Annotated in this window: 27 protein-coding genes and 1 pseudogene; 11 read left to right on the top strand and 17 right to left on the bottom strand. The window is 68.1% G+C overall.

What is annotated here, in order from left to right; translation table 11 throughout:
* Positions 1-158: 158 nt before the first annotated feature.
* Entirely contained in the window at positions 159-1496 is a 1338-nt protein-coding gene (gene mnmE, locus AC1DCG_RS10390) for a tRNA uridine-5-carboxymethylaminomethyl(34) synthesis GTPase MnmE (RefSeq protein ID WP_477028779.1), read from the bottom strand.
* A gap of 4 nt (positions 1497-1500) precedes the next feature.
* The gene (locus tag AC1DCG_RS10385) at positions 1501-1746 is read right to left on the bottom strand and encodes a DUF6489 family protein (RefSeq protein WP_058347082.1); all 246 of its coding nucleotides are present in this window, start codon (positions 1744-1746) and stop codon (positions 1501-1503) included.
* Positions 1747-1861: 115 nt separating this feature from the next.
* On the opposite strand from AC1DCG_RS10385, the gene AC1DCG_RS10380 reads away from it, so the two are divergent.
* Both AC1DCG_RS10380 and AC1DCG_RS10375 read left to right on the top strand, forming a co-directional pair.
* Positions 1862-2554, top strand: a complete 693-nt coding sequence (locus tag AC1DCG_RS10380) for a dienelactone hydrolase family protein (RefSeq protein WP_477028778.1) — start codon at positions 1862-1864, stop codon at positions 2552-2554.
* Entirely contained in the window at positions 2554-3519 is a 966-nt protein-coding gene (locus AC1DCG_RS10375) for a quinone oxidoreductase family protein (protein ID WP_477028777.1), read from the top strand. Before AC1DCG_RS10380 ends, AC1DCG_RS10375 begins: the two co-directional genes overlap by 1 nt.
* A 249-nt stretch (positions 3520-3768) precedes the next feature.
* Here the strand turns inward: AC1DCG_RS10375 and rho are convergent, their stop codons facing one another.
* The 4 genes from rho to hemE form a co-directional block, all read right to left on the bottom strand.
* Positions 3769-5217: a transcription termination factor Rho gene (gene rho, locus AC1DCG_RS10370; RefSeq protein WP_165258595.1), complete on the bottom strand. Its 1449-nt coding sequence runs from the start codon at positions 5215-5217 to the stop codon at positions 3769-3771.
* A 306-nt stretch (positions 5218-5523) separates the two neighbouring features.
* Positions 5524-6036: a CopD family protein gene (locus tag AC1DCG_RS10365; RefSeq protein WP_477028805.1), complete on the bottom strand. Its 513-nt coding sequence runs from the start codon at positions 6034-6036 to the stop codon at positions 5524-5526.
* The gene (gene hemH / locus AC1DCG_RS10360) at positions 5985-7040 is read right to left on the bottom strand and encodes a ferrochelatase (RefSeq protein WP_477028804.1); all 1056 of its coding nucleotides are present in this window, start codon (positions 7038-7040) and stop codon (positions 5985-5987) included. The genes AC1DCG_RS10365 and hemH overlap by 52 nt, the downstream gene beginning before the upstream one ends.
* Positions 7041-7045: 5 nt before the next feature.
* A complete protein-coding gene (hemE, locus tag AC1DCG_RS10355; RefSeq protein ID WP_477028776.1) occupies positions 7046-8074 on the bottom strand; it encodes a uroporphyrinogen decarboxylase in 1029 nt (342 codons plus the stop codon).
* A gap of 447 nt (positions 8075-8521) precedes the next feature.
* Here hemE and AC1DCG_RS10350 point away from each other — a divergent pair, with 447 nt between their 5' ends.
* The 5 genes from AC1DCG_RS10350 to dnaQ are packed head-to-tail and all read left to right on the top strand — an operon-like array spanning position 8522 to position 12239.
* Positions 8522-9424 (top strand): pyruvate, phosphate dikinase/phosphoenolpyruvate synthase regulator, encoded by a 903-nt coding sequence (locus AC1DCG_RS10350; protein WP_165258589.1) that lies wholly within the window; start codon positions 8522-8524, stop codon positions 9422-9424.
* Positions 9421-10029, top strand: a complete 609-nt coding sequence (locus tag AC1DCG_RS10345) for a Maf family protein (RefSeq protein ID WP_477028775.1) — start codon at positions 9421-9423, stop codon at positions 10027-10029. The genes AC1DCG_RS10350 and AC1DCG_RS10345 overlap by 4 nt, the downstream gene beginning before the upstream one ends.
* On the top strand, positions 10026-10889 hold the full coding sequence (aroE, locus tag AC1DCG_RS10340; protein WP_477028774.1) for a shikimate dehydrogenase: 864 nt from the start codon (positions 10026-10028) through the stop codon (positions 10887-10889). Before AC1DCG_RS10345 ends, aroE begins: the two co-directional genes overlap by 4 nt.
* Positions 10886-11485, top strand: coding sequence for a dephospho-CoA kinase (gene coaE, locus AC1DCG_RS10335; protein ID WP_477028773.1), 600 nt, complete (start codon positions 10886-10888; stop codon positions 11483-11485). Before aroE ends, coaE begins: the two co-directional genes overlap by 4 nt.
* Before the next feature lie 31 nt (positions 11486-11516).
* Positions 11517-12239 (top strand): DNA polymerase III subunit epsilon, encoded by a 723-nt coding sequence (dnaQ, locus tag AC1DCG_RS10330; protein WP_477028772.1) that lies wholly within the window; start codon positions 11517-11519, stop codon positions 12237-12239.
* Positions 12240-12248: 9 nt separating this feature from the next.
* Here dnaQ and AC1DCG_RS10325 read toward each other — a convergent pair.
* The 6 genes and pseudogenes from AC1DCG_RS10325 to ftsY form a co-directional block, all read right to left on the bottom strand.
* Positions 12249-12366 (bottom strand): annotated as a pseudogene (locus AC1DCG_RS10325) (hypothetical protein); the annotation flags it as partial.
* Positions 12367-12421: 55 nt separating this feature from the next.
* Positions 12422-13228, bottom strand: coding sequence for an exodeoxyribonuclease III (locus tag AC1DCG_RS10320; protein ID WP_477028771.1), 807 nt, complete (start codon positions 13226-13228; stop codon positions 12422-12424).
* Between the two features lie 250 nt (positions 13229-13478).
* Entirely contained in the window at positions 13479-14129 is a 651-nt protein-coding gene (locus AC1DCG_RS10315; RefSeq protein WP_477028770.1) for an outer-membrane lipoprotein carrier protein LolA, read from the bottom strand.
* 147 nt (positions 14130-14276) lie between these two features.
* Positions 14277-14846: a MarR family winged helix-turn-helix transcriptional regulator gene (locus AC1DCG_RS10310; protein ID WP_165258575.1), complete on the bottom strand. Its 570-nt coding sequence runs from the start codon at positions 14844-14846 to the stop codon at positions 14277-14279.
* A 174-nt stretch (positions 14847-15020) separates the two neighbouring features.
* On the bottom strand, positions 15021-15620 hold the full coding sequence (locus tag AC1DCG_RS10305; RefSeq protein WP_477028769.1) for an inner membrane-spanning protein YciB: 600 nt from the start codon (positions 15618-15620) through the stop codon (positions 15021-15023).
* Between the two features lie 4 nt (positions 15621-15624).
* The gene (gene ftsY / locus AC1DCG_RS10300; RefSeq protein ID WP_165258571.1) at positions 15625-16566 is read right to left on the bottom strand and encodes a signal recognition particle-docking protein FtsY; all 942 of its coding nucleotides are present in this window, start codon (positions 16564-16566) and stop codon (positions 15625-15627) included.
* A 115-nt stretch (positions 16567-16681) separates the two neighbouring features.
* Between ftsY and AC1DCG_RS10295 the strand changes: the two genes are divergently transcribed.
* Positions 16682-17311 carry a trimeric intracellular cation channel family protein gene (locus AC1DCG_RS10295; RefSeq protein ID WP_477028768.1) on the top strand — a complete coding sequence of 210 codons (630 nt, stop codon included), beginning with the start codon at positions 16682-16684 and terminating at the stop codon, positions 17309-17311.
* A 165-nt stretch (positions 17312-17476) separates the two neighbouring features.
* Here the strand turns inward: AC1DCG_RS10295 and AC1DCG_RS10290 are convergent, their stop codons facing one another.
* Entirely contained in the window at positions 17477-17911 is a 435-nt protein-coding gene (locus AC1DCG_RS10290) for a GFA family protein (RefSeq protein ID WP_477028767.1), read from the bottom strand.
* A 167-nt stretch (positions 17912-18078) separates the two neighbouring features.
* Here AC1DCG_RS10290 and AC1DCG_RS10285 point away from each other — a divergent pair, with 167 nt between their 5' ends.
* The gene (locus AC1DCG_RS10285; RefSeq protein WP_165258565.1) at positions 18079-18489 is read left to right on the top strand and encodes a thermonuclease family protein; all 411 of its coding nucleotides are present in this window, start codon (positions 18079-18081) and stop codon (positions 18487-18489) included.
* On the opposite strand, the gene AC1DCG_RS10280 is transcribed toward AC1DCG_RS10285, so the two are convergent.
* From AC1DCG_RS10280 to dapF, 4 genes are read right to left on the bottom strand one after another with little or no spacing between them, the layout of a single operon-like run.
* Positions 18486-19472 (bottom strand): endonuclease/exonuclease/phosphatase family protein, encoded by a 987-nt coding sequence (locus tag AC1DCG_RS10280; protein ID WP_477028766.1) that lies wholly within the window; start codon positions 19470-19472, stop codon positions 18486-18488. The two genes, AC1DCG_RS10285 and AC1DCG_RS10280, sit on opposite strands and share 4 nt — an antisense overlap.
* Positions 19469-20800: a tRNA (N(6)-L-threonylcarbamoyladenosine(37)-C(2))-methylthiotransferase MtaB gene (gene mtaB, locus AC1DCG_RS10275; RefSeq protein ID WP_165258561.1), complete on the bottom strand. Its 1332-nt coding sequence runs from the start codon at positions 20798-20800 to the stop codon at positions 19469-19471. Before mtaB ends, AC1DCG_RS10280 begins: the two co-directional genes overlap by 4 nt.
* Positions 20797-21708, bottom strand: coding sequence for an SDR family NAD(P)-dependent oxidoreductase (locus tag AC1DCG_RS10270; RefSeq protein WP_477028765.1), 912 nt, complete (start codon positions 21706-21708; stop codon positions 20797-20799). The genes mtaB and AC1DCG_RS10270 overlap by 4 nt, the downstream gene beginning before the upstream one ends.
* Positions 21621-22475: a diaminopimelate epimerase gene (dapF, locus tag AC1DCG_RS10265; protein WP_477028764.1), complete on the bottom strand. Its 855-nt coding sequence runs from the start codon at positions 22473-22475 to the stop codon at positions 21621-21623. The genes AC1DCG_RS10270 and dapF overlap by 88 nt, the downstream gene beginning before the upstream one ends.
* Between dapF and AC1DCG_RS10260 the strand changes: the two genes are divergently transcribed.
* Positions 22423-22995, top strand: coding sequence for a hypothetical protein (locus AC1DCG_RS10260; protein ID WP_477028763.1), 573 nt, complete (start codon positions 22423-22425; stop codon positions 22993-22995). The genes dapF and AC1DCG_RS10260 overlap by 53 nt on opposite strands.
* Positions 22992-23768 (top strand): potassium channel family protein, encoded by a 777-nt coding sequence (locus AC1DCG_RS10255; RefSeq protein WP_205691611.1) that lies wholly within the window; start codon positions 22992-22994, stop codon positions 23766-23768. The genes AC1DCG_RS10260 and AC1DCG_RS10255 overlap by 4 nt, the downstream gene beginning before the upstream one ends.
* Position 23769 lies beyond the last annotated feature (1 nt).

Below are 23769 nucleotides of genomic sequence, written 5' to 3'. Positions count from 1 at the left end.
TCAATGCGGAACGCCCCCGACCCAGCGGGAGCGTGCCTGACTTATAGCTTCAAGCCGCCCTGTGGGCGAGTCGAGTCCGGGGCGTTTCACGTGAAACGCGGTGCGCGTATCTGTGGTCAGGCTGTGGACGGTTCAAGCCCCTGTTCCACGTGAAACATTCACTTTCCAATGCAGAAGCTTGAAAAGACACGGTCAAGCACGTCTTCCGGATCGATGCGGCCTGTGATCCTGGAAAGTGCACGGGAAGCGAGGCGAACGTCCTCCGCGGCCAGTTCCACGTCGTGCTTTTCGGCCAGGGCGCGCTCAAGATAGGCCCTCGCCTCCCCCAGACGTTCGGCGTGACGGATGCGGGTCGCGGCCGGAAACTCGGCGCCCGACAGGGCTTCGACCACGTGAGCGGTCAGGGCGGCGCGGATCGGACCGCCCCCCTCCTCCCGCGCCGACAGCGCCACCACGTGCAACCCCAGCTGCGCCTTATGGGCGCGTATGGCCGCCACGGCGGCCGGCTCTACCAGATCGATCTTGTTGATCACCAGCCAGTCGCCGGCGCGGACAATTGCGTGGTGTTCAGAATGTTTCACGTGAAACTCGCCGGCGTCGACGACCCACATCCGCAGGTCCGCCTCCTCGGCCCAAACCCGCGCGCGGCGCACGCCCTCGGCCTCGATATCGTCGGCGGTCTCGCGGATCCCGGCCGTGTCGGCCAGCAGCGCCTTGTAGCCGCCCAGCACCAGGGGAACCTCGATGACGTCCCGCGTGGTGCCCGGCGTCGCGGTGACGATCGCGGCGTCGCGTTCGGCCAGGGCGTTCAGCAGCGTGCTCTTGCCGGCGTTCGGCGCGCCGACCAGGGCGATGCGGAAACCGTCCCGCACCCGGCGACCACGTGCGACATCGGCCAGGGCCGTGTCGATCTCGCCGGCCAGGGTCTGCAGTCCGGGCCGGGCGCGGGCCGCCACGTCTTCGGGCAGCTCCTCGTCCGGAAAGTCGACGGCGGCTTCCAGCATGGCCAGGGCCTGGACCAGCAGGTCGCGCCAGGCGTCGTAGCGACGGCCCAGGGCGCCGCCCAGCTGGCCCAGCGCCTGCTTGCGCTGGCCTTCGGTCTCGGCGTCGATCAGGTCGCCCACGGCCTCGGCCTGGGCCAGGTCGAGCTTTCCGTGCTGGAAAGCCCGCCGTGTGAACTCCCCCGGCTCGGCCAGTCGCAGGCCCAGGGCCGACAACGCGCCGAGCAGCGACTCCACGACCGCCCTGCCCCCGTGCACGTGAAACTCGGCGGCGTCCTCGCCGGTGTAACTGGCCGGTCCCTGGAACCACAGCACCAGGGCGTCGTCGAGCGCGACGCCGTCGTGGCGCAGGGTCCGCAAGGCCGCCTGGCGCGGCTTGGGCAGGTTTCCCGTGAGGGCGCGAACGGCCTCGCTGCTGGCGGGACCCGAGACGCGGATCACCGCCACGGCGGCGCGGCCGGCCGCCGTCGCCGGCGCGTAGATCGTATCGACCATCAGATCAGTCGCGCTTGCCGACCGCCGCTCCGGCCGCGGCCGTCATCAGCTTGCGGAAGCTGTCCTGGGCGCCGGCCCCGAACGCCATCCAGTTCTTCAGCAGCTCCTCGGGCGCCAGCATCGCCATGTTGGCGTCCATGCGGGCCTGCATCTCCTTGACGAGATGGTCGTTCAATCCGCTCACGTCGGGCAGGCCCAGGAAGGCCCGCGCTTCGACCGGGGTGCAGTCGATCTCGATCGTCATCTTCATCGAAAAAGTTCCCTGGCGGCAGGCCACGAGATTGTGACGCCGCGCACTGCTCGGGGCAGGTTAGAGCGCTTCGGTCGAAAGTCCCATCGACGGCTTATTGTATGTGGAGAGCCCCATGAGCGAGACCCTCACGATCAACACGCCCGATGGCGACTTCTCGGCCTATGTGGCGCGCCCCGCCACGGGAGACGCTGCGCCGGCCATCGTCGTCATCCAGGAGATCTTCGGCGTCAACCAGGTGATGCGCGACATCTGCGACAAGCTGGCCGGCGAAGGCTTCCTGGCCGTGTGTCCCGACCTCTTCTGGCGGATCGAGCCCGGCATCGACATCACCGACAAGTCGGAAGCCGAGTGGAAGAAGGCCTTCGAACTGTTCAACGCGTTCGACGTGGACGCCGGCGTCGCCGACATCGACGCCACCATCGACGCGGTCCGTCCCCTGTCGTCGGGCAAGGTCGGCGCGGTCGGCTACTGCCTGGGCGGCCTGCTGGCCTTCCTGACGGCGACCCGCACCGACGCCGACGCCTCGGTCTCCTATTACGGTGTCGGCCTCGAGAAGCATGTCGGCGAGGCCGAGAAGCTGGAGAAGCCGCTACTGCTGCACGTGGCCGAGGAAGACAAGTTCGTGCCCAAGGAAGCACAGCAGGTGATCTTCGCCGCGCTGAAGGATCACCCGCAGATCACGCTTCATACCTATGCCGGCCGCGACCACGCTTTCGCGCGTGAGGGCGGCGACCACTATGACGCCGCCGACGCCTCGCTCGCCAATGGCCGCAGCCTGGCCTTCTTCAAGAAGACCCTCGCCTGATGCTGGCCGTCGAAGCCAAGGCTGCCGGCGGGCCCGAGGTGCTGGAGGTCGTCGAGCGCGACCTCCCCTCGCCCGGCCCCGGCCAGATCCTCGTCCGTCACGCGGCCGTCGGTCTGAACTTCATCGACACCTATCACCGCTCCGGCCTCTATCCGGTGAAGTACCCGCAGGTGCTGGGCCTAGAGGCCGCGGGCCACGTGGTAGCGATAGGTGAAGGCGTCACCCGCTTCGCGGTGGGCGACCGCGTCGCCTACAACGGCACGATGGGCGCCTATGCGCAGGCCTCGGTGGTCCCGGCCGATCGCGCCGTGAAGGTTCCGGAAGGCGTCGACCTGGAGGTCGCGGCCGCCGTCCTGCTCAAGGGCATGACGGCCGAATTCCTGATCCGCCGCTGCTTCCCCGTGAAGGCCGGCCAGACCGTGCTGGTCCACGCGGCCGCCGGCGGCGTCGGCCAGATCCTGGTGCAGTGGGCCAAGGCCCTGGGCGCCAGCGTCATCGCCACCGTCGGCTCGGAGGCGAAGGCCCAGATCGTGCGCGACCTCGGCGCCGACCACGTGATCCTCTACGACCACGAGGATGTCGCAGCGAGGGTGGCCGAGATCACGGGCGGGGCCGGCGTGCCGGTCGTCTATGACGGCGTCGGCAAGGACACCTTCCAAGGCAGCCTCAAGAGCCTGGGCCGCCGCGGGGTGCTGGTCACCTATGGCAACGCCTCGGGTCCCGTACCGCCGTTCGCGCCGCTGGAGCTGGGGGCCAAGTCGGCCTTCATCACCCGCCCTCGCCTGTTCGACTACATCGTAACCACCGACGAGCTCGACGAGAGCGCCGCGGCCCTGTTCGAGGTCCTGGCCTCGGGCGCGGTGAAGATCGACATCGGCCAGCGCTTCCCGTTGGCGGAGGCTCGGGCCGCGCATGAAGCGCTGGAGGGGCGCAAGACGACCGGCGCGACGGTGCTGGTTCCCTGACGACGTGCAACGAAAGCCTCGTCCTTCGACAAGCTCAGAATGAGGCTTTCGACTGCGGTGGACGGGAACCACATGCTCCCCTTCTGAGGGAGCTTTCGCGGGGGGCTGAGGGGCGGCGCCGRCSGTGGAAGTCCCCCTCCGGCCCTTCGGGCCACCTCCCCCCAAAGGGGAGGATCTAGAACCACCGACCAACAAAAAGGCCCCGGATCGCTCCGGGGCCTTTCTCGTGTTTCACGTGAAACACCAAGCTTAAGTATTCATGCTCTGGAAGAAATCGCCGTTCGTCTTCGACTGGCGCAGCTTGTCGAGCAGGAACTCGATGGCGTCCGAAGCGCCCATCGGGTTGAGGATCCGGCGCAGCACGTAGGTCTTCTGCAGCTGGTCGCGCGGAGTGATGAGCTCTTCCTTGCGGGTGCCCGACTTGAGCACGTCGATGGCCGGGAAGATGCGCTTGTCGGCCACCTTGCGGTCCAGGACGATTTCCGAGTTACCGGTGCCCTTGAACTCTTCGAAGATGACTTCGTCCATGCGGCTGCCGGTGTCGATCAGGGCCGTGGCGATGATCGACAGCGAGCCGCCCTCTTCCACGTTGCGCGCGGCGCCGAAGAAGCGCTTGGGACGTTGCAGGGCGTTGGCGTCGACACCGCCGGTCAGCACCTTGCCCGACGACGGGACGGTGGTGTTGTAGGCGCGGCCCAGGCGGGTCACCGAGTCCAGCAGGATGACGACGTCGCGCTTGTGCTCGACCAGGCGCTTGGCCTTCTCGATCACCATCTCGGCGACTTGCACGTGGCGCGTGGCCGGCTCGTCGAAGGTCGAGGCGATGACCTCGCCCTTCACCGTGCGCTGCATGTCGGTGACTTCTTCCGGGCGCTCGTCGATCAGCAGCACGATCAGATAGCACTCGGGGTGGTTGGTCTCGATCGACTTGGCGATGTTCTGCAGCATCACCGTCTTACCCACGCGCGGCGGGGCGACGATCAGGCAGCGCTGGCCCTTGCCGAGCGGAGCGACGATGTCGATGACGCGGCCCGAGCGATCCTTGATGGTCGGATCGGGCAGTTCCATGTTCAGGCGCTCTTCGGGATAGAGCGGCGTCAGGTTGTCGAAGTGCACCTTGTGGCGCACGTTTTCCGGGCTTTCGAAGTTGATCTTCGAGACGCTCGTCAGGGCGAAGTAACGCTCGCCTTCACGGGGCGAACGGATCGCGCCCTCGACGCTGTCGCCGGTGCGCAGGCCGAACTTGCGGATCTGCGAGGGCGAAACGTAGATGTCGTCCGGACCCGGCAGGTAGTTGGCTTCCGGCGAGCGCAGGAAGCCGAAGCCGTCCTGCAGCACTTCCATGGTGCCCGAACCGAAGATCTCCACGCCTTCTTCGGCGAGGGTCTTCAGGATGGCGAACATCATGTCCTGCTTGCGCATCGAGTTGGCGTTCTCGACCTCGAAGGTCTCGGCGAACGCCAGCAGGTCGGCCGGGGACTTTTCCTTCAGTTCCTGCAGCGACATGCGCGTCAGGCCCATGGCGGCGATGGCCGCCGTGATCTCGGAGTTGTCGTCCTCGTCGCCGGCGTCGCCCTCGATGGCGATTTCAGCGGCTTCGGCGACGATCTCGACGGCGGCCTCGTCCGTGGTTTCCCCAAGGGCTTCCACGGGGGCGTCCAGTTCGAGCGGGACTTGCGGATCGGTTTCTTCAGTCATGCATAGACTCGCGGTCGCCCGGATACGATCCGGGCTTGGATAGAAATTCAGCCGGCTTCAGACGAAGGCGGCGATGGGGTCGCGCCATGACGACGGCGCGTATCGATCAGGGGAACGGATCATGAGGCGCACCAGGACGGGCGCGATCCGTGAAAGGCGGGAACGCAGCGGTATGACCGCAACGTCTGACCAAGACGGGAACCACAAGGCGGGTTCCTGGTCAAGCGCTACCGATGGAGTCCTGTGGGGGCTCCATCGCCTGGCGGGGGATAAGGATGGGAGAACGCCGGGTCGGGCGCTCTCCGACTAGTTCAGGTACTTGGTCGTCACCGACAGCACGATGACGATCGCCGCCACGAAGGGCAGCTCGTTGGTCGCCCGCCAGAACTTTTCCGAGCGGGTGTTCTGGCCGGCCTCGAACGCCTTTCGGGCCTTCGACAGGAAGCCGTGCCAGCCGAACAGGAAGAACACGCCCGCCAGCTTGGCCAGCATCCAGGGCTTGGCCAGAAAGTCCCAGCCGCGGATGGCGCCGTCGGCCATGATCAGCCCCAGGCCGAAGACCAGGGCGGCGATCATCGCCGGATTGATGATCCCGCGCAGCAGCCGCCGCTCCATGACCTTGAAGGTCGCATCCATCTCCGAGCCGAGCGTCGCGCCGGTGTGATAGACGTAGAGGCGCGGCAGGTAGAGCATGCCCGCCATCCAGGCGATCACGGCCAGGATGTGCAGGCCGCGGATCAGGTTGAAATGCTCGACCAGGAAGTCGGTCACGCGCGGGCTCCAGGGGCGGCTTTGAGGCAGGTTTGGTCGCTTCCGCAGACCTGCGGCGCTTCCGAAGAAAGCGCCTCGGTGACGAGAGTCCCCAAACAATCGATGAACACGGGCGATACGCCAAGCGCCGGCACGCGGGCATAGATCGAGCCGCCGTGCTCGTAGGCCAGTTCGCGGTATTCGACGTCCAGCTCGACCAGCGTCTCGATGTGCTCGGAGACGAAGGCGATCGGCGTGACCACCAGGGCCAGGCCGGCCTGGGCCGCTGCCTTGACCTCGTCGTCGGTGGACGGGCCGATCCACTTCAGCGGGCCGACCCGGCTCTGATAGCTGATCTTCCAGTCGACCCCCTCGCCCAGGATGTCGCCGAGCCTTTCGACGACCGCGGCCGCGGTGGCCTCGACCTGGCGCTGATAGGGATCGCCGGCGGTGATCACCTTTTCGGGCAGGCCGTGGGCCGAGAACAGGATCCGCGCCGGCCTGGGCGATCCGGCCTTGGCGTACTCGGCCCGGATCAGATCAGCGTGCGCCTGCACGAAGTTTTCCGCCGTCGGATAGCAGCACACCGTCGTCGTCCGGCCCGGCCCCTTGCGGTAGGCCTTCTTCCACGCCTTCAGCGACGAGGCCGTCGTCGTCGTCGAGTACTGCGGATAGAGCGGCAGCAGCACCACCTCGTCCGGCTTCCACGCCTTCACCGCCCCGGCGGTCTCGCCGCTCAGCGGATCCCAGTAGCGCATGGCCATGAAGGCCTTGATCGTGTCGCCCGGCAGGCGCTGGGCCAGCACCGCCTCCAGCGCCCTCGCCTGCTTGTCGGTTTCCGGCAGCAGGGGCGAGCCGCCGCCCATCAGGGCGTAGTTGGCGCGCGCCGACTTGGCCCGGGTGGTCGAGATCAGCGCCGCCACCGGATAGCGAACGAAGAACGGCGCCTGGATGATCGCGGGATCACGGAACAGGTTGAACAGGAACGGTCGCACCGCGGCCTGGCCGTCGGGCCCGCCGAGGTTGAACAGGACGACGGCGATCTTCCGTCCGGCCTGGGCGCTGCTCTTCAAGTCGCTCACAGGCCGGTCACCCGCTTCAGCACCTGCTCGACATGAGCGATCGGCGTGTCGGGCAGGATGCCGTGACCCAGGTTGAAGATATAGGGGCCCTGTCCCCACTGTGCGAGCATCTGCTCGACGCGTTCGTCCAGAGCCGCGCCGCCGGCCCGCAGCAGCAGCGGATCAAGAGCGCCCTGGATGGTCTTGGTCTTCTGGATGCTCTGGCCCAGCTTCGCCGAGGCCGAGGTGTCGAGCGCCACGCCCTCCACCGGCACGGCCTGCGCGTAGGCCTCGACGAGCGTTCCGGCCCCGCGGGGGAAGCCGATCAGCGGCACGGTCACGCCGCGCGCGCGAAGGCCCTCGGCGATGGCGATGTGCGGCCTGGTCACCAGGCGCTCGAAAAGCGGCTCGGAGAGGCCTTCGGCCCAGCTTTCGAACAGCTTCAGCGCCTGGGCGCCGGAAGCGGCCTGCATGGCCAGATAATCGACCGTAGCGTCGACCAGGATCTGGATCAGTCGGTCCAGCTTGTCGGCGTTCTGATAGGCGAAGGTCCGCGCGCCCGAGCGATCGCTGGATCCGCCCTCGATCATGTAGGTCGCCACCGTCCACGGCGCGCCGGCGAAGCCGATCAGGGCCTTGGAGGGATCGATGTCGGCGCGGACGCGCGAGAGCGTCTCGCCGACGGCCTTCAGGGCCTCGCCGGCCTGCTGGGTCTTGTCGGCCATGGCGTCCAGATCAGGCAGCTCGCCGAGCTTGGGGCCTTCGCCGGCCTCGAACCACACCTTTTGGCCCAAGGCGCCGGGGATCAGCAGGATGTCGGCGAACACGATCGCCGCGTCATACGGAAAGCGGCGCAGCGGCTGCAGGGTGACCTCGGCCGCCTTCTCCGGGTTCAGGCAGAAGCTGATGAAGTCCTGAGCCGTCGCCCGCACGGCGCGATACTCGGGCAGATACCGGCCCGCCTGGCGCATGAACCAGACCGGGGGACGCTCGGCGGTTTCACCGGCCAGCACGGAGAGAAACTTCGGGATCGGAGAGCTCGTCATACCGGCGGTTAAATCCCGGCGAGCCGTTCCACTCAAGTCCGTGCGACCCCGTACCCTCTTATTCTTCTTAAAAATAAGAATCTTAGAAAGAGAGGAGGGAGGAGGAGGGCAAGTGCAACACGGGGATAAGTCCGCCCCGGTGGACAACTCCAACAGGCCCTACTCGGTATGCCCCAGCTTGGTACACATGGGAGTCATACCTTGTGAACTTCGTGGACAAGCTTCCAAGCCACGAGATTCCTTACGAAACCCAGACGATGGTGAATGGGAAATTAACCATCCGTTAGGACTTTCCACAAGCGCGGGACAACGCGCGGGCACAGGTCCCGGAGGTCAGGTTCAAGCTGGGGATTGTCCGGCGTCAATGAGGCCGTTTATCACAGGGGCGCGGCGCAGCGTCGCGCTGGGGCGCATTTGGCGCCCGCTTGTCCCCAGAAGGCTCCCAGAGTGGTAAAGCAACCCTTAACGGATGATCCACAGGATGGGGCCTCGGCTGAGACCGATCGCCACACCGCGCGGTTCGCCACCTACTTCCATATCCACCTGGTTTCGGACTCCACGGGCGAGACCTTGAACGCCATGGCGCGGGCGGTCTGTGCACGCTTCACCGATATCCTGCCGATCGAACACATCTACGCGCTGGTTCGTTCCATCCGGCAGCTGGACCGCGCCCTGGAAGAGATCGCCGGGGCGCCGGGGGTGGTTATGCACACCATCATCGATCCGGGCCTGCGCGCGGCGCTCGAGGAGGGCTGCCGCAAGCTCGACATGCCGTGCATCGCCGCGCTGGATCCCGTGGTCAGCGCCATGTCGCGCTATCTGGGGGCCAAGATCTCCACGCGCGTGGGTGCGCAGCACGCGTTGAACAACGACTATTTCGACCGCATCGAGGCCCTGGACTACGCCATCGCCCATGACGACGGCCAGGGCGGCCAGGACCTGACCCAGGCCGACGTGATCCTGGTCGGCGTCTCGCGCACCTCCAAGACGCCGACCTGCATCTATCTGGCCCACCGCGGCGTCCGCGCCGCCAACGTGCCGCTGGTGCCGGGCCGTCCGCCGCCCGAGCAGCTGTTCGAGCTGAAGAACACCCTGATCGTGGGCCTGATGACCACGCCCGAGCGGTTGATCCAGATCCGCCGCAACCGCCTTCTGTCGCTCAAGGAGAATAGAGAGAGCGACTATATCGACACCGACAGCGTGCGCGCCGAGATCATCGCCGCCCGCCGCCTGTTCGAAAAGAACGGCTGGCCGATCATCGACGTGACCCGCCGCTCTGTGGAGGAAACCGCCGCGGCGATCATCAACCTGCTGTCGGGCGGCCGCGGCCAGGTCGAGGTGCTGGGATGAGCGCCCCCTCCCCCACGCCGATCGTTCTGGCCTCCACCAGCTGGACCCGCCAGACCATTCTCAAGAACGCCGGCGTGCCGTTCGAGGCCGTGGCCTCGGGTGTGGATGAAGAGGCCGCCAAGGCCGGGCTGCTGGCCGAGGAGGTCACGCCGCGCGACGTCGCCGACGCCCTGGCCGAGATGAAGGCGGTCAAGGTTTCCCGCAAGCGGCCCGGCCTGGTCATCGGCTCGGACCAGACCCTGGAGCTGAAAGGCCGGCTGTTCGACAAGGTCGACACCATCGAGGCCGCCCGCGCCCGGCTGCTGGAGCTGCGCGGAGAAGTCCACAAGCTGCATTCGGGCGTTGTCGTGGCCCGTGACGGCCGGCCGATCTGGCGCATCGTCGAGACCGCGAAGCTGTCGGTCCGGCCGTTCAGCGAGGCCTGGCTCGACGGCTATCTGGAGCGCAACGGCGAGCAGATCCTGTCGTCTGTCGGCTGCTACATGCTCGAAGGCGAAGGCCTGCAGATGTTCGACCGTATAGACGGCGACTACTTCACCATCCTCGGGCTGCCGATGACCGGCCTGCTCGACTTCCTGCGCCTGCACGGAGCCCTCCAGGCATGAGTTTCAAGATTACCGGCCAGGCCCTGGTGGCCGGCGTCTGCGGCCAGCCGATCGTCCATTCGATGAGCCCGCTGCTGCACAACGCCTGGCTGGCCGGCGCGGGGATCGACGGCGCCTATGTGCCGATGGGTCCGGCGGAAGACCGGTTCGAAGCCTTCGTGAACGGCTTCCGGGGCGGCGTCATCCGCGGCCTGAACGTCACCATCCCCTTCAAGGAGCGCGCCCTGGCCTGCGCCGACGAGGCCAGCGACCTGGCCCGCCTGGCAGGCGCGGCCAACCTGCTGCGGTTCCGCGAAGACGGCACGATCTTCGCCGACAACACCGACGGACCGGGCCTTCTGGGCGCCATCGCCGCCCAGGCGCCGGATTTCGACGTCACCGCCGCGCCCGTGGTGATCCTGGGGGCCGGCGGCGCGGCGCGCGGCGCGGCCGCGGCCCTGCTGCTGGCCGGCGCGCCCAGGGTGGGGATCGTCAACCGCACGGTTTCCAAGGCCCAGGCGATCGCCGACGCCCTTGGCGACAGGGTCACGGCCGCCGGCGAGGCCGATCTGCCCGCTCTGCTGGCCGAGGCGGGCCTGGTCATCAACGCCACCTCGCTGGGCCTGGGCGGCGGCGACGGCCCGCCGGCCGACCTGACCCTGACGCCGCAAGGCTGCGTGGTGATGGACATGGTCTACAAGCCGCTGCGCACCGAGTTCCTGCAACGGGCGCAGGCCGCCGGCCGGTCGACCGTGGATGGTCTGGAGATGCTGCTGCTGCAGGCCGTGCCGTCGTTCGAGGCCTTTTTCGGCCAGGTGCCGCCGGCCGATGTCGACGTGCGCGCCGTCGCCCTGGCCCATCTGGGGGAAGCCGCCAAGTGATCATCCTCGGCCTCACCGGCTCCATCGGCATGGGCAAGTCGACCACGGCCAAGATGTTCGAGGCCCAGGGCGCGCCGGTCTACGACTCCGACGCCGCCGTGCACGCGCTCTATTCGGCAGGCGGCGCGGCCGTGGCCCCGGTCGAGGCGGCCTTTCCAGGCGTCGTGGTCGACGGGGCGATCGATCGCGCCCGGCTCAGCGCCCAGGTGGTCGGCGATCCCGAAGCCCTGGAAAAACTGGAGGCCATCGTCCACCCGCTGGTCGGCGCCCACCGCATCGGCTTCTTCGAAAAGGCGCAAGCCGCGGGCCACGACATCGTCGTGCTGGACGTGCCGCTGCTCTATGAGACCGGCGGCCTGAAGAACGTCCACAAGGTGGTGGTGGTCAGCGCCCCGGCGCAGGTCCAGCGCGAGCGGGTGCTGGCTCGCCCGGGCATGACGCCTGAGAAGTTCGAGGCGATCCTGGCGCGTCAGCTGCCCGACGCGGAAAAGCGCGCCCGCGCCGATTTCGTGATCGATACGGGCAAGGGTCTGGATGCAGCCAGCGACCAGGTGCGCGACATCCTGACCCTGTTGAGAACCTCGGCCCAAGCTTGATGCCGGAGTCGAACCGGCCCATTGAAAGGCCATGGCCCGGGAAATCATCCTCGACACCGAAACCACCGGCTTCGATCCGAAGACCGGCGACCGCCTGGTCGAAATCGGCTGCATCGAGGTGGTGGACTACATGCCCACCGGCCGCTCGTTCCACGAATATTGCGATCCGCTGCGCGACATGCCGGCCGAGGCCGAGAAGGTGCACGGCCTCTCGGCTGCGTTCCTGACCGGCAAGCCGAAGTTCCACGAGATCGCCGACAAGTTCCTGGAGTTCGTCGGCGACAGCGTCGTCGTGGCCCACAACGCCTCGTTCGACCGCAGCTTCGTCAATTTCGAGCTGGAGAAGTGCGGGCGTCCCCCGCTGCCGGAAGAGCGCTGGGTCGACACCCTGGCCATGGCCAAGAAGCGCTTTCCGGGCATGTACAACTCGCTCGACGCGCTGTGCAAACGCTTCAAGATCAGCCTCGACAGCCGTGACAAGCACGGGGCGCTGATCGACTCCCACCTGCTGGCCGAGGTCTATCTCGAACTGCAGGGCGGCAAGGAGCGCGCGCTGGAGCTGACCCACGCGGTGTCGGCCAACGCCATCAGCGCCGCCCGCGCCGGCGGCTACGGCGCCCGTCCGCGTCCCCTGCCCTTCCGCTCGACCGACGACGAACGCGCCGTGCACGCCGACTGGATCAAGAAGAACCTCAAGGACAAGGCCGTCTGGCTGAAGTTCGACCTGCCGGAACTGGCCCCGGCGGCGGAGTAACCTTGGAAAACCTCTCCCAGAGGGAGAGGGAGGGGCCCGCCGCGTAGCGGTGGGAGGGTGAGGGGTTACACCCTTCGCCGATTTCCAAGGCTGTGCCGGCACGCCGGCTAGCACCGTAACCCCTCATCCTCCCATGCTGCGCATGGGCCCCTCCTTCTCCCTCTGGGAGAAGGTGAAAAGGATCAGACCTTCAGATCCGCCGTCACGGGCGCGTGGTCGCTGGGGCGTTCCCATTCGCGCACGGTGTCGTGCACCTTGGCCGAGACCTTGCCGTCGACGATGGCCGCCTCGCGCAGGCCGGGGCTGGCCAGAATGTGGTCCAGGCGCAGGCCGCGGTTGGACTTGCGGAAGTCGGCGGCGCGATAGCTCCACCACGAGAACAGCTTTTCCGGCTCGGGCACAGCCAGGCGCGGCAGGTCCAGCAGGTCCATCGACTTGATCAGGGCGTCGAAGGCCTCGAGCTCGGGCGGGGTGTGGCTGACCACCTTCAGCATCTGGCGGTGGCTCCAGACGTCGTTTTCGCCTGGCGCGATGTTCAGGTCGCCGGTGACGATCAGCGGCGCCTTGGGATCGCGCTTCTTCAGGGCGGCCGTCAGGGTCTCGTAGAAATCGAGCTTGTGGTCGAACTTCGGATTGGCGACGCGGTCGGGCAAGTCGCCGCCGGCCGGGATGTAGAAGTTCTGGATCTCGACCCCGGCCACCTTCACGGCCACGCAGCGTGCATGGCCCTCGCGGCAGTTCATCAGGGTGGGGGCGTCCTCGATCGGCAGGCGCGAGGCGATGGCCACGCCGTGCCAGCCCTTCTGGCCCATGATCTTCAGGTGCGGCAGGCCCATGGCCTCGAAGGCCTCGCGCGGGAACTCGCTCTCCTGGCACTTGATCTCCTGCATGCACAGGACATCGGGAGCGGTCTCGTCGACGAAACGCGCGGCCTGTTCGGCGCGCAGGCGGACGGAATTGACGTTCCAGGTGGCGATACGGAGGCGCATGCCGCTCCCCTACCCCGGTTTAGCGTCGCCACAAAGAAAAACGCCCGGACACACGAGGCGTCCGGGCGAAAGTCAGGTCTCTCATGCCGCCGCCGGGAGGGGATAGATCCGGCACGGTTTGCGAAGAGCGGGTCGGGCGCTCATCGCCATGCGTGATAAAAGTGCCACGCCGAAACTTTTAGTCAAGCGAAAAACAGCTTCTCTATTGCATGTTGTGAGAATGTCACAAACCGGCCGGCTTGCACGGATGTCAGCCGGTGGCCGGCTTGCCCGTGCGGCGGCGCGGATCGGTCAGCACGAACAGCTTCGGATCGATGGCGCCGACCTTGTCGAGGCCCGACAGGCGCACCCGGGTCTGGCCGCCCTTCACGTCGCTGATGGTCCAGCCGATCAGTTCGGGTTCGTTGCTGAAGTTCATCTCCAGCCGGCCCAGGGTCTGGCGCTTGGCGTCCTGGGCGACGATCGTGAAGCCGTCGGCCAGCTTGCGCACGCTGGTGATCTTCACGCCGCGATCAAGGCGCACCTCGCGCGCCAGCAGCAGGGCCAGCGGCGTGCGGCTGAGCGGATAGCTCTCGAAGGTCTTCAGGCGGCTGTCGAAGATGTTGACGTTATTGCCGTTGCTGACGACCAACAGGCCGCCCGGGCCGTCATATTCGAAACGCGCCTTGCCCGGCCGCTGCAGCCACAGGGTGCCTTGCGTGGTCACGCCGCGCGGATCGGTCTGCACGAAGCGGCCCTTGGCGTTGGACAGGCCCTGGATATAGGCCGTCGCCTTGGCGATCAGCGCCTTGTCCTCGTCCGACAGCTCCTGGGCCAGGGCCGGCGCGCCGAAAGCGGTCGCCATCAGGCCCGCGCCGCCGGCGGCGATCAGGGTGCGACGGTTCATGGTGGTCTGCGTCATGCGAACTCCTTCACCTCCACCTTTGCCCTGTGCGCGCGTCGCGGGAAAGGCCATGGGGCGGCCGTTTTCCGGCGCTGCGATGAAGGGCCGTTCAGGTTGGGGCTGGAGAACGCGGCCGAACGGCCGAGGTTTCGCGGGAGGGCGCCGTCAGGCGGCCTTCTTGGCGTCCTTGTCCTTCTTGGCCTTCTTGTCCTTCTTCGGCTTGTCGGCCTTTTCCGCCTTGGGCTTCTTGGCCTTCGGCTCGGGACGCGGCGCGTGAAGGTCGACGGCGGCCATCTCGGCCAGCAGGTCGAGGAAGCCGTCGCGCTTGCCGGCCTTCAGCAGCGACAGGATGCGGGCGTCGGCGGCGGCCACGCGCGGCAGGCTCTCTTCCAGGATCAGCCTGCCGGCCTCGGTCAGGCGCACGGAATTGGCGCGGGCGTCCTGTTCCGAACGCTGACGTTCCAGGTGACCCTTGGCGATCATCCGGGCGACCATGTCGGCCAGGGTCGAGCGGTCGATGCCGGTGGCCTTCACCAGGCCCGTCTGGGTGACGCCCTCGTGCTGGGCCACCGCGGCCAGAACTGCGAACTGGCGCTGGGTGATCCCGCCGGCGCCGGTTTCTTCCACATAGATGTCGAGAGCGGTCTGCAGCACCCGGTGCAGCAGGTGGCTGGGCGAGCGGTCCAGCACCCCGACCTCGCGCGCCGCGGTCTTGTCGCTCTTGTGCTTGGCCATGTCGTCCGCCCCGTTTCCGCTGACGGACGTCCAGCTAGCACGCTAACGCGTCGGTTTGACGACAGATGGTCCGTGGGCGGTAGATGCTTCCCATTTGGGGGAGCTGTCGCCCCCGGGTCCAGCCGGAGGCTGGMCCGAGGATAAACTCCGCGACCGAGGCGCGCCGCAGGCGGACTAGAACCCGGCGTCGGGCGGCTCGGGGGTCTTCTGGTCGTCCGGCTTGGCCATGTGCTTCATGATGAAGGGCGTCTGGGTCAGCGAGAAGACGATGGCCAGCGGCAGCAGGGCGATACGGAACTTCACCCAGGTCGGGGTGTCCTGGGTCAGGCGCACCACCTCGTTGGCGATGGCCGCCACCGCGAAATAGCCGCCATAGCGCAGGGTCAGGGTCCGCCAGGCGGCGTCCGACATGTGCAGCGCCTCGCCCATCAGCGCCTTCAGCGGCGCGCGATTGAGGAAGACCCCGCCGATCATGAAGGCCGCCAGGGCGCCGTTGACGACGGTGACCTTGATCTTCACGAACACGTCGCTGTGGAAAACCAGGCCCAGGACGCCGAAGATCAGCGCCATCAGGCCCGAGAACAGCGGCAGCAGGGCCACGCGCCGCTCGACGGCGTAGCCGACGACCAGGGCCAGGGCCGAGGCGGCGACCAGCACCCAGGTGGCGGTCTGGAAGTTCTTGGTGGCGAAATAGGTGACGGCGAAGGCGATCGGCGCGCCATAGTCGACGGCGGTGCGCACCCAGGCGGTCTTCTTCTTGCTCTCGGCGGTCACGCGCTCAGTCCTCCAGGCCGACCAGCGAGCGCGAGAAGGCGCGGGCGTCGAACGGCTGCAGGTCGTCGATCCCTTCGCCGACGCCGATCAGCTTGATCGGGCTGTCGGAGGCGCGGGCGACGGGGATCAGCACGCCGCCGCGGGCGGTGCCGTCCAGCTTGGTCATGACGATGCCCGAAACGCCGACGCTGTTGCCGAACACCTTTTCCTGGGCCAGCGCGTTGCGGCCGACGGTGGCGTCGAGCACCAGCAGGGTCTCGTGCGGGTAGTCGGGATCCACCTTCTTGACCACGCGGATGACCTTCAGGAGCTCGTCCATCAGGCCCTGCTTGTTCTGCAGGCGGCCGGCGGTGTCGATCAGCACCACGTCGTAGCCTTCGGCCTTGGCGCGCTCGACGGCCTCGAAGGCCAGGGCGGCGGCGTCGCTGCCGGTGGGCTTGGACATGAAGTCGGCGCCGGCCCGGTCGGCCCACACCTTCAGTTGCTCGACGGCGGCGGCGCGGAAGGTGTCGCCGGCGGCGATCAGCACGCGCGCGCCCTTCTCGGTCAGGTCGGCGGCGATCTTGCCCAGCGTCGTGGTCTTGCCCGAACCGTTGACGCCGATGAACAGGACGACATAGGGGCGCGGCCCGTCCAGCGGGTCGAAACGGCCTTCGCGATCGGCCAGCTCGGCGGTGATCAGTTCGGCCAGGGCTTCCTTGACCTCGCGGTCGCTCGAGGCCTTGCCGAAGCGGGCCTTGCCGAAGGCGTCGGTGATGCGGGCGGCGATCTGCGGGCCGAGGTCGGCCTCGATCAGCATTTCCTCCAGCGCGTCGAGCTGTTCCTGGTCCAGCGGCTTCTTGGTGAAGGCGCCGGTGACCTGGTCGGTCATCTGCTGGGAGGACTTGGCCAGGCCGGCGGTGAGCCGCTGGAACCAGCCTTGTTTCTGCGAGGGCTTTTCGCTCATCCGCGCTCCTGTAGCGAGGTGGGTGGAAAAGTGAAGACGCGATTTACGATTCAGGGTTAGCGCCACGGAAGCGTGAACGGTTGCGCTTGAGCCCGGAGCATGGCGTCTAGAGCCGATGGATCCCCTGGCCGCCGCCCTTTTCTGGCTCGACTACGCCGCCGCCGCCGTGTTCGGCGCGACCGGGGCGCTGGCCGCCGCGCGGCGCAAGCACGACATCGTCACCTTCGGCTTCTTCGCCGCCATCACCGGCGTGGGCGGCGGCACGCTGCGCGACCTCCTGATCGGCGCGCCGGTGTTCTGGATCCAGCGACCGGGCTACATCCTGGCCTGCCTGGCGGCGGCGCTGGTGATCTGGCTCTTGGGCCAGCGCGGCTGGCGGTTTCGCGCCCTGCTGTGGCTCGACGCCCTGGGCATGGCCGCCTACGCCGTGGTCGGCACGGCGAAAGCCTTGAGCCTGGGCGTGCATCCCTTCACCTCGGTGATCATGGGCGTGCTCACCACGGCCTTCGGCGGGGTGGTGCGCGACGTGCTGGCCGAGGAGCCCAACCTGCTGCTGCGCCGCGAGATCTACATCACCGCCGCCCTGCTGGGGGCTGCGGTGTTCGCGATCCTGCAATGGCTGAATGTCGGCTTCTGGCCGGCGGGCGTGGCCGGCTTCACGGCCGCCTTCTGCCTGCGCGCCGGCGCGATCAAGCTGGGCTGGAGCCTGCCCGGGTTCATGGGCGGGGAAGAAAAGCCGTCCTGATCCTTCTCCCCTTGTGGGAGAAGGTGGCGGCCGAAGGCCGACGGATGAGGGGTCTCTCAGACCCCCGGCGCCGCACCTCGCCGACCCACCGTCGCAGCGGCGCCGATCATCGACCCCTCACCCGACCTGCTTCGCAGGCCACCCTCTCCCGCAAGGGGAGAGGGATCACGTATCGAAGTCCGGATGCTGCCTCGACACGACCGGGCTCGCCGAGCCGCCCATCGGCGGGCGCACCGGCATGTCGGCCAGATGCTCGATCCAGGCGGGCCGGCGGTCGATCGCCAGCTGGACCACCGGCTCGACCGCCGACGGATCGTCGAAGGCGAACACGGCCAGGTCGATCTTCTCCTGGCTCCATTCGTAGGTCAGCGGCGTGCCGCAGGCGGCGCAGAAGCCGCGGCGGATCGCGTTCGAGCTCTGGAAGGTCGCCCGCTCGCCCCGGGTCCAGGTCAGGTCGGCCTGGTTCACCGTCACCAGCGCGCCGAACGGACCGCCGAACGCCTTCTGGCACATCCGGCAATGGCAGATGGAAGCGCGGCCGGGCTCGCCCGCCACCCGGAACCGCACCGCGCCGCACTGGCAGCCGCCGCTCAAGCCCATGATCCCCTCCACCGCCGAGGCTGCACCAGAGGTCAGATCCCGCGTGACAGCAAGGCCCGACGCGGTGTTGAACGGATGCAGTAATGCGTTCGAGTTAGTAAATCGTGAGAAAATACAACCGCTTCGATAGGGCGTACCGATTCCTCTCGCGCAAGGCGGAGGTCTCGATGACGGGGTGGCGACTGGTTCTGGCGGCGGCGTTGCTGGCGGCTCCGGCCGTGGCGCTGGCCGACCCCTGCGAAGGCGCCCTGCCGGCGCCCGGCGCGCGTTTCGACGGCCCGGTCCGCTATGTCGGCGACGGCGACAGCCTGTGCGTGGGCAAGAGCAGCGATCCGTCGACCTGGATCGAGGTGCGGGTGTCTGACTTCTACGCGCCCGAACTGAACTCGCCCGGCGGTCGGGCGGCCAAGACCCTGCTCGAGGACGTGGTCTGGCGGCAGTACCTGCAATGCCGGGCGATCAAGCACTCGTACGACCGGGTGGTGGCCCGCTGCACGATCGACGGCGCCTCGGTGGGTGATCTGCTGCGGGCGCGCGGCGGCGTCGAGGGCGGCAACGGCCGCGGCGGCCGGCGCTAGGTCTTGGGCGTCAGCTGGAAGGTCACGCGATAGCCGTCGTGGTCCGACAGCACCGGCTCGTTGGCGCCGTCGAAGGTGGCCTCCACCCGCGTCGGCGTGACGTCGACCTTGTCGCCGTCGAGGAAGCCGATCAGGTCCTGGGTGTCTAGCCACGGCGCGTCGCCGTCGTAGGAAATCTGGGTGTCGCAGGCGCCAGGCAGGTTGTGGCACCAGCGGCTGACGACCTCGAACGGATAGTCGGCCATCACGTAGTCGAAGCGGTCGGGCGCGTGCATGACGTTGAAGTCGCCGCCGACGATCAGCGGCGCGCCGGGCGTGCGGTCGGCGGCCATGAAGCGCTTGAACTCGTCGGCCTGCAGGTGGTGGGCCATGCGGTTGCGCGGCCGGGGCACGCGCGAGGCGCCCTTGGAATTGAGGTGGGTGTCGGCCACCTCGACCGGCGTCGGCAAACCCGGCACGTTCAGGCTGACCAGCATCACGCCCTTGTTGGCCAGGCAGTCCAGGCCCGCGCAGTAGTGATAGGCGTGCGACTTCACGTCCTCGATCGGGTGGTTGCTCAGCACCCACAGGCCGCTGGAGCCCCACTTGCCCAGCCCCTCGCCCTTCCAGCGATAGGCCACGCGGCGATAGTCGGGCTTTTCGCCCTTGGCCCACAGGCTGGCGTCGCGCTGCTTCCGCTTGGGGCCGCGCGCCACGTAGGGATAGCCCGAGCGGTCGACCAACTCGCCGATCTCCTTGCGGAAGCCTTCCTGGATCAGCACGACGTCGGGCTCGGTCCCGGCCGCGCGCATCTTGGCCAGCTCGTCGCCGATCTTCTTCAGCGCCTCGCCGCGACCCTTCTTCACCGGCCAGGGCAGGCCGGCGACATTGTAGGTCATGACGCTGAAGCTGACCGGCGCCCCGTCCGCCCGCGCGTCATCGGCCCGCGCCGCGACGGGCGCGGCGAGCAGACCGGCGAGGAGAGCCGCGAGCAGGCGCCTCAAGCGGCCCGCTCGGCGATCACGCGGGCGCCGTCGTGGCCGGTGACGCGGAAGGCCACGATCTGGCCGGCCGGCGCCTCGCCGGTGAAGGCGATCTCGGTGAAGTCTTCCGCGCGCGCCAGGCCGTCGCGCTCGACCAGGCCCGGCAGCACCCGGCCGACCTGGGCGGCCAGGTGGCGTTCCAGGCCGCGCTGGCCCGCTTCGCGCAGGCGCCTGGCGCGGTCCTTGATGACCGGGCCCTTCACCGGCGGCATCCGTGCGGCCGGCGTGCCGGGGCGGGCGCTGTAGGGGAAGACGTGCAGGAAGGCCAGGCCCGCCTCCTCGACGAGACGGACGGTGTTTTCGAACGCCTCTTCGCTCTCGGTCGGGAAGCCGGCGATCAAATCAGCGCCGAAGGCCACGTCCGGGCGCACGGCCCGCACGCTGGCCACCAGGTTCAGCGCGTCGGTGCGATTGTGCCGGCGCTTCATGCGCTTGAGGATCAGGTCATCGCCCGCCTGCAAGGAAAGGTGCAGGTACGGCATCAGCCGCGGCTCTTCGGCGAACAGCTTCAAGAGGTCCGGATCGATCTCGGCGGCGTCGATCGAGGAAAGACGCAGGCGCGGCAGGTCGGGAACCATGCGCAGGATGCGGCCCACCAGCTGGCCCAGGGTCGGCTGGCCCGGCAGGTCGGAGCCCCACGAGGTCACGTCGACGCCGGTCAGAACGACCTCGCGATAGCCTTCCGCCGCCAGCTTGCGCACCTGTTCGACGACCTCGCCGGCCGGGGCCGAGCGCGAGTTTCCGCGGCCATAGGGGATGATGCAGAAGGTGCAGCGGTGATCGCAGCCGTTCTGCACCTCGACATAGGCGCGGGCGCGGTCCTTCAGGCCGTCGATCAGGTGACCGGCGGTCTCCTTGACCGACATGATGTCGTTGACCCGCACGCGGGCCGTGGTCTCGACCAGGGCGCCGGGGGCGGCTTTCTCGGCGTTGCCGAGCACGAGATCCACTTCCGGCATGGCGGCGAAGGCGGCCGGATCGATCTGGGCGGCGCAGCCGGTGACGATGATCCGCGCGCCCGGACGCTCGCGGCGGGCCTTGCGGATCGCCTGGCGGGCCTGGCGCACGGCCTCGTTGGTCACCGCGCAGGTGTTGAACACCACGGCGTCCGACAGGCCGTCGGCGGCGGCGCGGGCCCGCATGGCCTCGCTCTCATAGGCGTTCAAGCGGCAGCCGAAGGTGACGACGTCGACGCCGTCGGGGCCCGACATCGTCGTGGCCGGACCGCCCTCCTCGCCGACTTCCGGCTTGGGTTTCGGCTGGGCCTTGATGACCGTGTAGACGCTCATGACTTGATGAACGCCGCGAAGGCGTCCTTCCAGTCGTCGTGCCAGCGCGACAGGGCCGGGCGGTTCTCGATGACGTCGCCCATGGCCCAGGCCATGCGCTTTTCATCCAGCGCGCGCGGCACGTCGTTGTCGGGGCACAGGATGTAGAAGTCGCCGGCGGCGATGCGGGCCAGCATGAAGTGGACGACCTGCTCGCCTGTCCAGGCCGCGTCGGGCTTGCCGCCCTGGCCGCGCTTGGTCATGCCGGTGAAGGTGTAGCCGGGGATCAGCAGGTGGGCGCTGACCTGGCAGTCGACGATCTCGCGCAGGGTGTGGGCGAGCCCTTCCGTCAAGGCCTTCACCGCCGACTTGGAGACGTTGTAGGCAGTGTCGCCCGGCGGCTGGGTGATGCCCTGCTTGGAGCCGGTGTTGATGATCAGGCCGGGACGGCCGCTTTCGGCCATCTCCTCGCCGAACACCTGGACGCCGTTGATCACGCCCCACAGGTTGACGTCGAGGATGCGCTTCCAGGCGTCGTCGCCCGAGAAGGCGTCGCCGCCGCCGCCCACGCCGGCGTTGTTCATCAGCACGTCGACGGCGCCGAAGCGCTCGACCGCGATGTCGCGCAGCGCCTCGACGGCGGCGCGGTCGGCCACGTCGGTCGGCACGGCCAGGGCGCCGATGGCTTCGGCCTCCTGCTTCAGCTTGCGGCCCGTGACGTCGGCCATGACCACGTTGAGGCCCAGCTCGACGAAGGCCTTGGCGGCGGCCAGGCCGATGCCGTCGGCCGCGCCGGTGACGACGGCGGTCTTGCCGGGCGCGAGGGCGGGGTGCAACTCGCTCATGCGGCCACGGTCTCGGGCAGCTTGCCGGTGAACTCCAGGGCCACCGGGCCGGTCATGATCACGTGGCCGTCGGTCTCGCGCCATTCGATGACCAGCGGGCCGCTCTCGAACTCGACGGTGGCGACCCGGTCGGTCAGGCCCCGGCGCACGGCGGCGACCTGGGCGGCGCAGGCGCCGGTGCCGCAGGCGGCGGTGAGGCCCGCGCCGCGTTCCCAGACCTTCAGCTTGATGTGGTCGCGCGAGACGACGTGGGCGAAGCCGACATTGACACCTTCCGGAAACAGCGGGTGGTGCTCCACCAGGCTGCCGGTCTTCTCGGCGAACTCGTCCGAAACGGGGGCGTCGACGAAGAACACCACGTGCGGATTGCCCATCGAGACGCAGACCGGGGTGTGCACCCACGGCGCGTCGATCGGGCCGACCTGCAGCTCGACCCGGGCGGTGTCCATCTCTTCGGCCAGCGGGATCTGTTCCCACGACAGGCGGGGCTCGCCCATGTCGACGGTGACGCGCTTGTCGCCGGCCATGACGCCCGACAGGCGCCCGGCGCTGGTGTCGAAGGCCACGGCGTCCTTGCCGCCCGACTGCATCAGCAGCCAGGCCACGCAGCGGGTGGCGTTGCCGCAGGCGCCGGCGACCTCGCCGTCGGCGTTCCAGAAGCGCACGAAGGCCGATGCCCCTTCCGCCTTCGGCGGATCGATAGCCACCACCTGGTCGCAGCCGATCCCGCCCTGGCCGCGTTTGGCGATCTGGCGGATCTCCTCGGCGGAGGGTTCGAACGGCTGGGTGAGGGTCTCGATGACGACGAAGTCGTTGCCGAGCCCGTTCATCTTCAGGAAGGTGCGGCTCATGGGCGGCTATATAGTCGAAAACTCCGTCCAGCGGCAGGGGATGCGGCGATCGGCCGGAGGGACGGGCTTGAGGTGTAATTTCGAGATCACGCAAGGGGTGGAGTTCACCGGCGCGTTCGGCTGCCTGGACGTCCACAACGCCTACGCGCTGACGGCCGCCGAAGCCGAAGGCCAGCGGGTCGTGCTGCGTTTCGCCGCCAACCAATACCGCACTTCCGGCCGGCCGATGGCCTTCGACCTCGTCTTCGATGGCGCGAGCCTGTTCGAGACCGACCTGCCGGCCGACCTTTCGAACCTCTGCATCGAGGAGATCGGCTTTCTGGTCCCGGATGATCGGGATTATGGCCCGATCCTGGATCGCGGCCGGGCGGACGACGGCGATCATCTGGCGTTCAAGTGGCAGATCGAGGCGCTGGAAGGCGTGGTGCGGATCGCGGCCGAAGCGGCCGAGGTTCGCGTGACGATCGGCCCTCCGGCGGAAGACGTTCGCCCCGCCCGTCGCAAAAGGTGGTTTGCTTGACCGAAGACCTGCGCCTGCGCGCCCGGCTTAGGGCGCTCTATCACGGCGCCTCGCCCGCGGCCGTGCGGTTCCGCTATGCGGTGATCCTGATCGACCTGCTGATCATCGGCTTCTTCATCGCCGCGCCGTTGATGCAGCACCACGGGGTGACCTTCTACCTGCTCGACTACGGGGTCGCGACCTTCCTGGCCGCCGACCTGATCGCCCGCGCCATCGCCCACGGCGACATCAGGAGCTGGCTGAGGAAGCCGATCGTCTGGGTCGACCTCTTCGTGCTGGCCACCATGCTGTTCCCCGCCTGGCTGTTCAATTTCGGCTTCCTGCGGGTGCTGCGGCTGTGGACCCTGGTGCGCAGCGAGTTCTTCTGGCGCACCGTGGCGCGGCGCTATGACGACACCCGCATCGAGGACATCACCAAGGCCGCCTCGTCGCTGCTGACCTTCGTCTTCGTGGTGACGGGCTTCGTCTATTCCAGCTTCGCGGGCCGCCACGACGGCATCGCCGGCTATGTGGACGCCCTCTATTTCACCGTCACCAGCCTGACGACGACGGGCTACGGCGACGTCACCCTGCCGGGGATGTGGGGCAAGCTTCTGTCGATGGCGGTGATGATCGGCGGGGTGTCGCTGTTCATCGGCCTGATCCAGTCGATCCTGCGGCCGCACAAGGTGACCTATCCCTGTCCCGACTGCGGCCTGCGCAAGCACGATCCCGACGCGGTGCACTGCAAGGCCTGCGGCAAGATGCTGTGCATTCCGGATGACGGGGCTTAGG

It is taken from the genome of Caulobacter sp. 10L414 (assembly GCF_056395525.1).
This window is presented reverse-complemented; position numbering and strand designations above follow the sequence as displayed.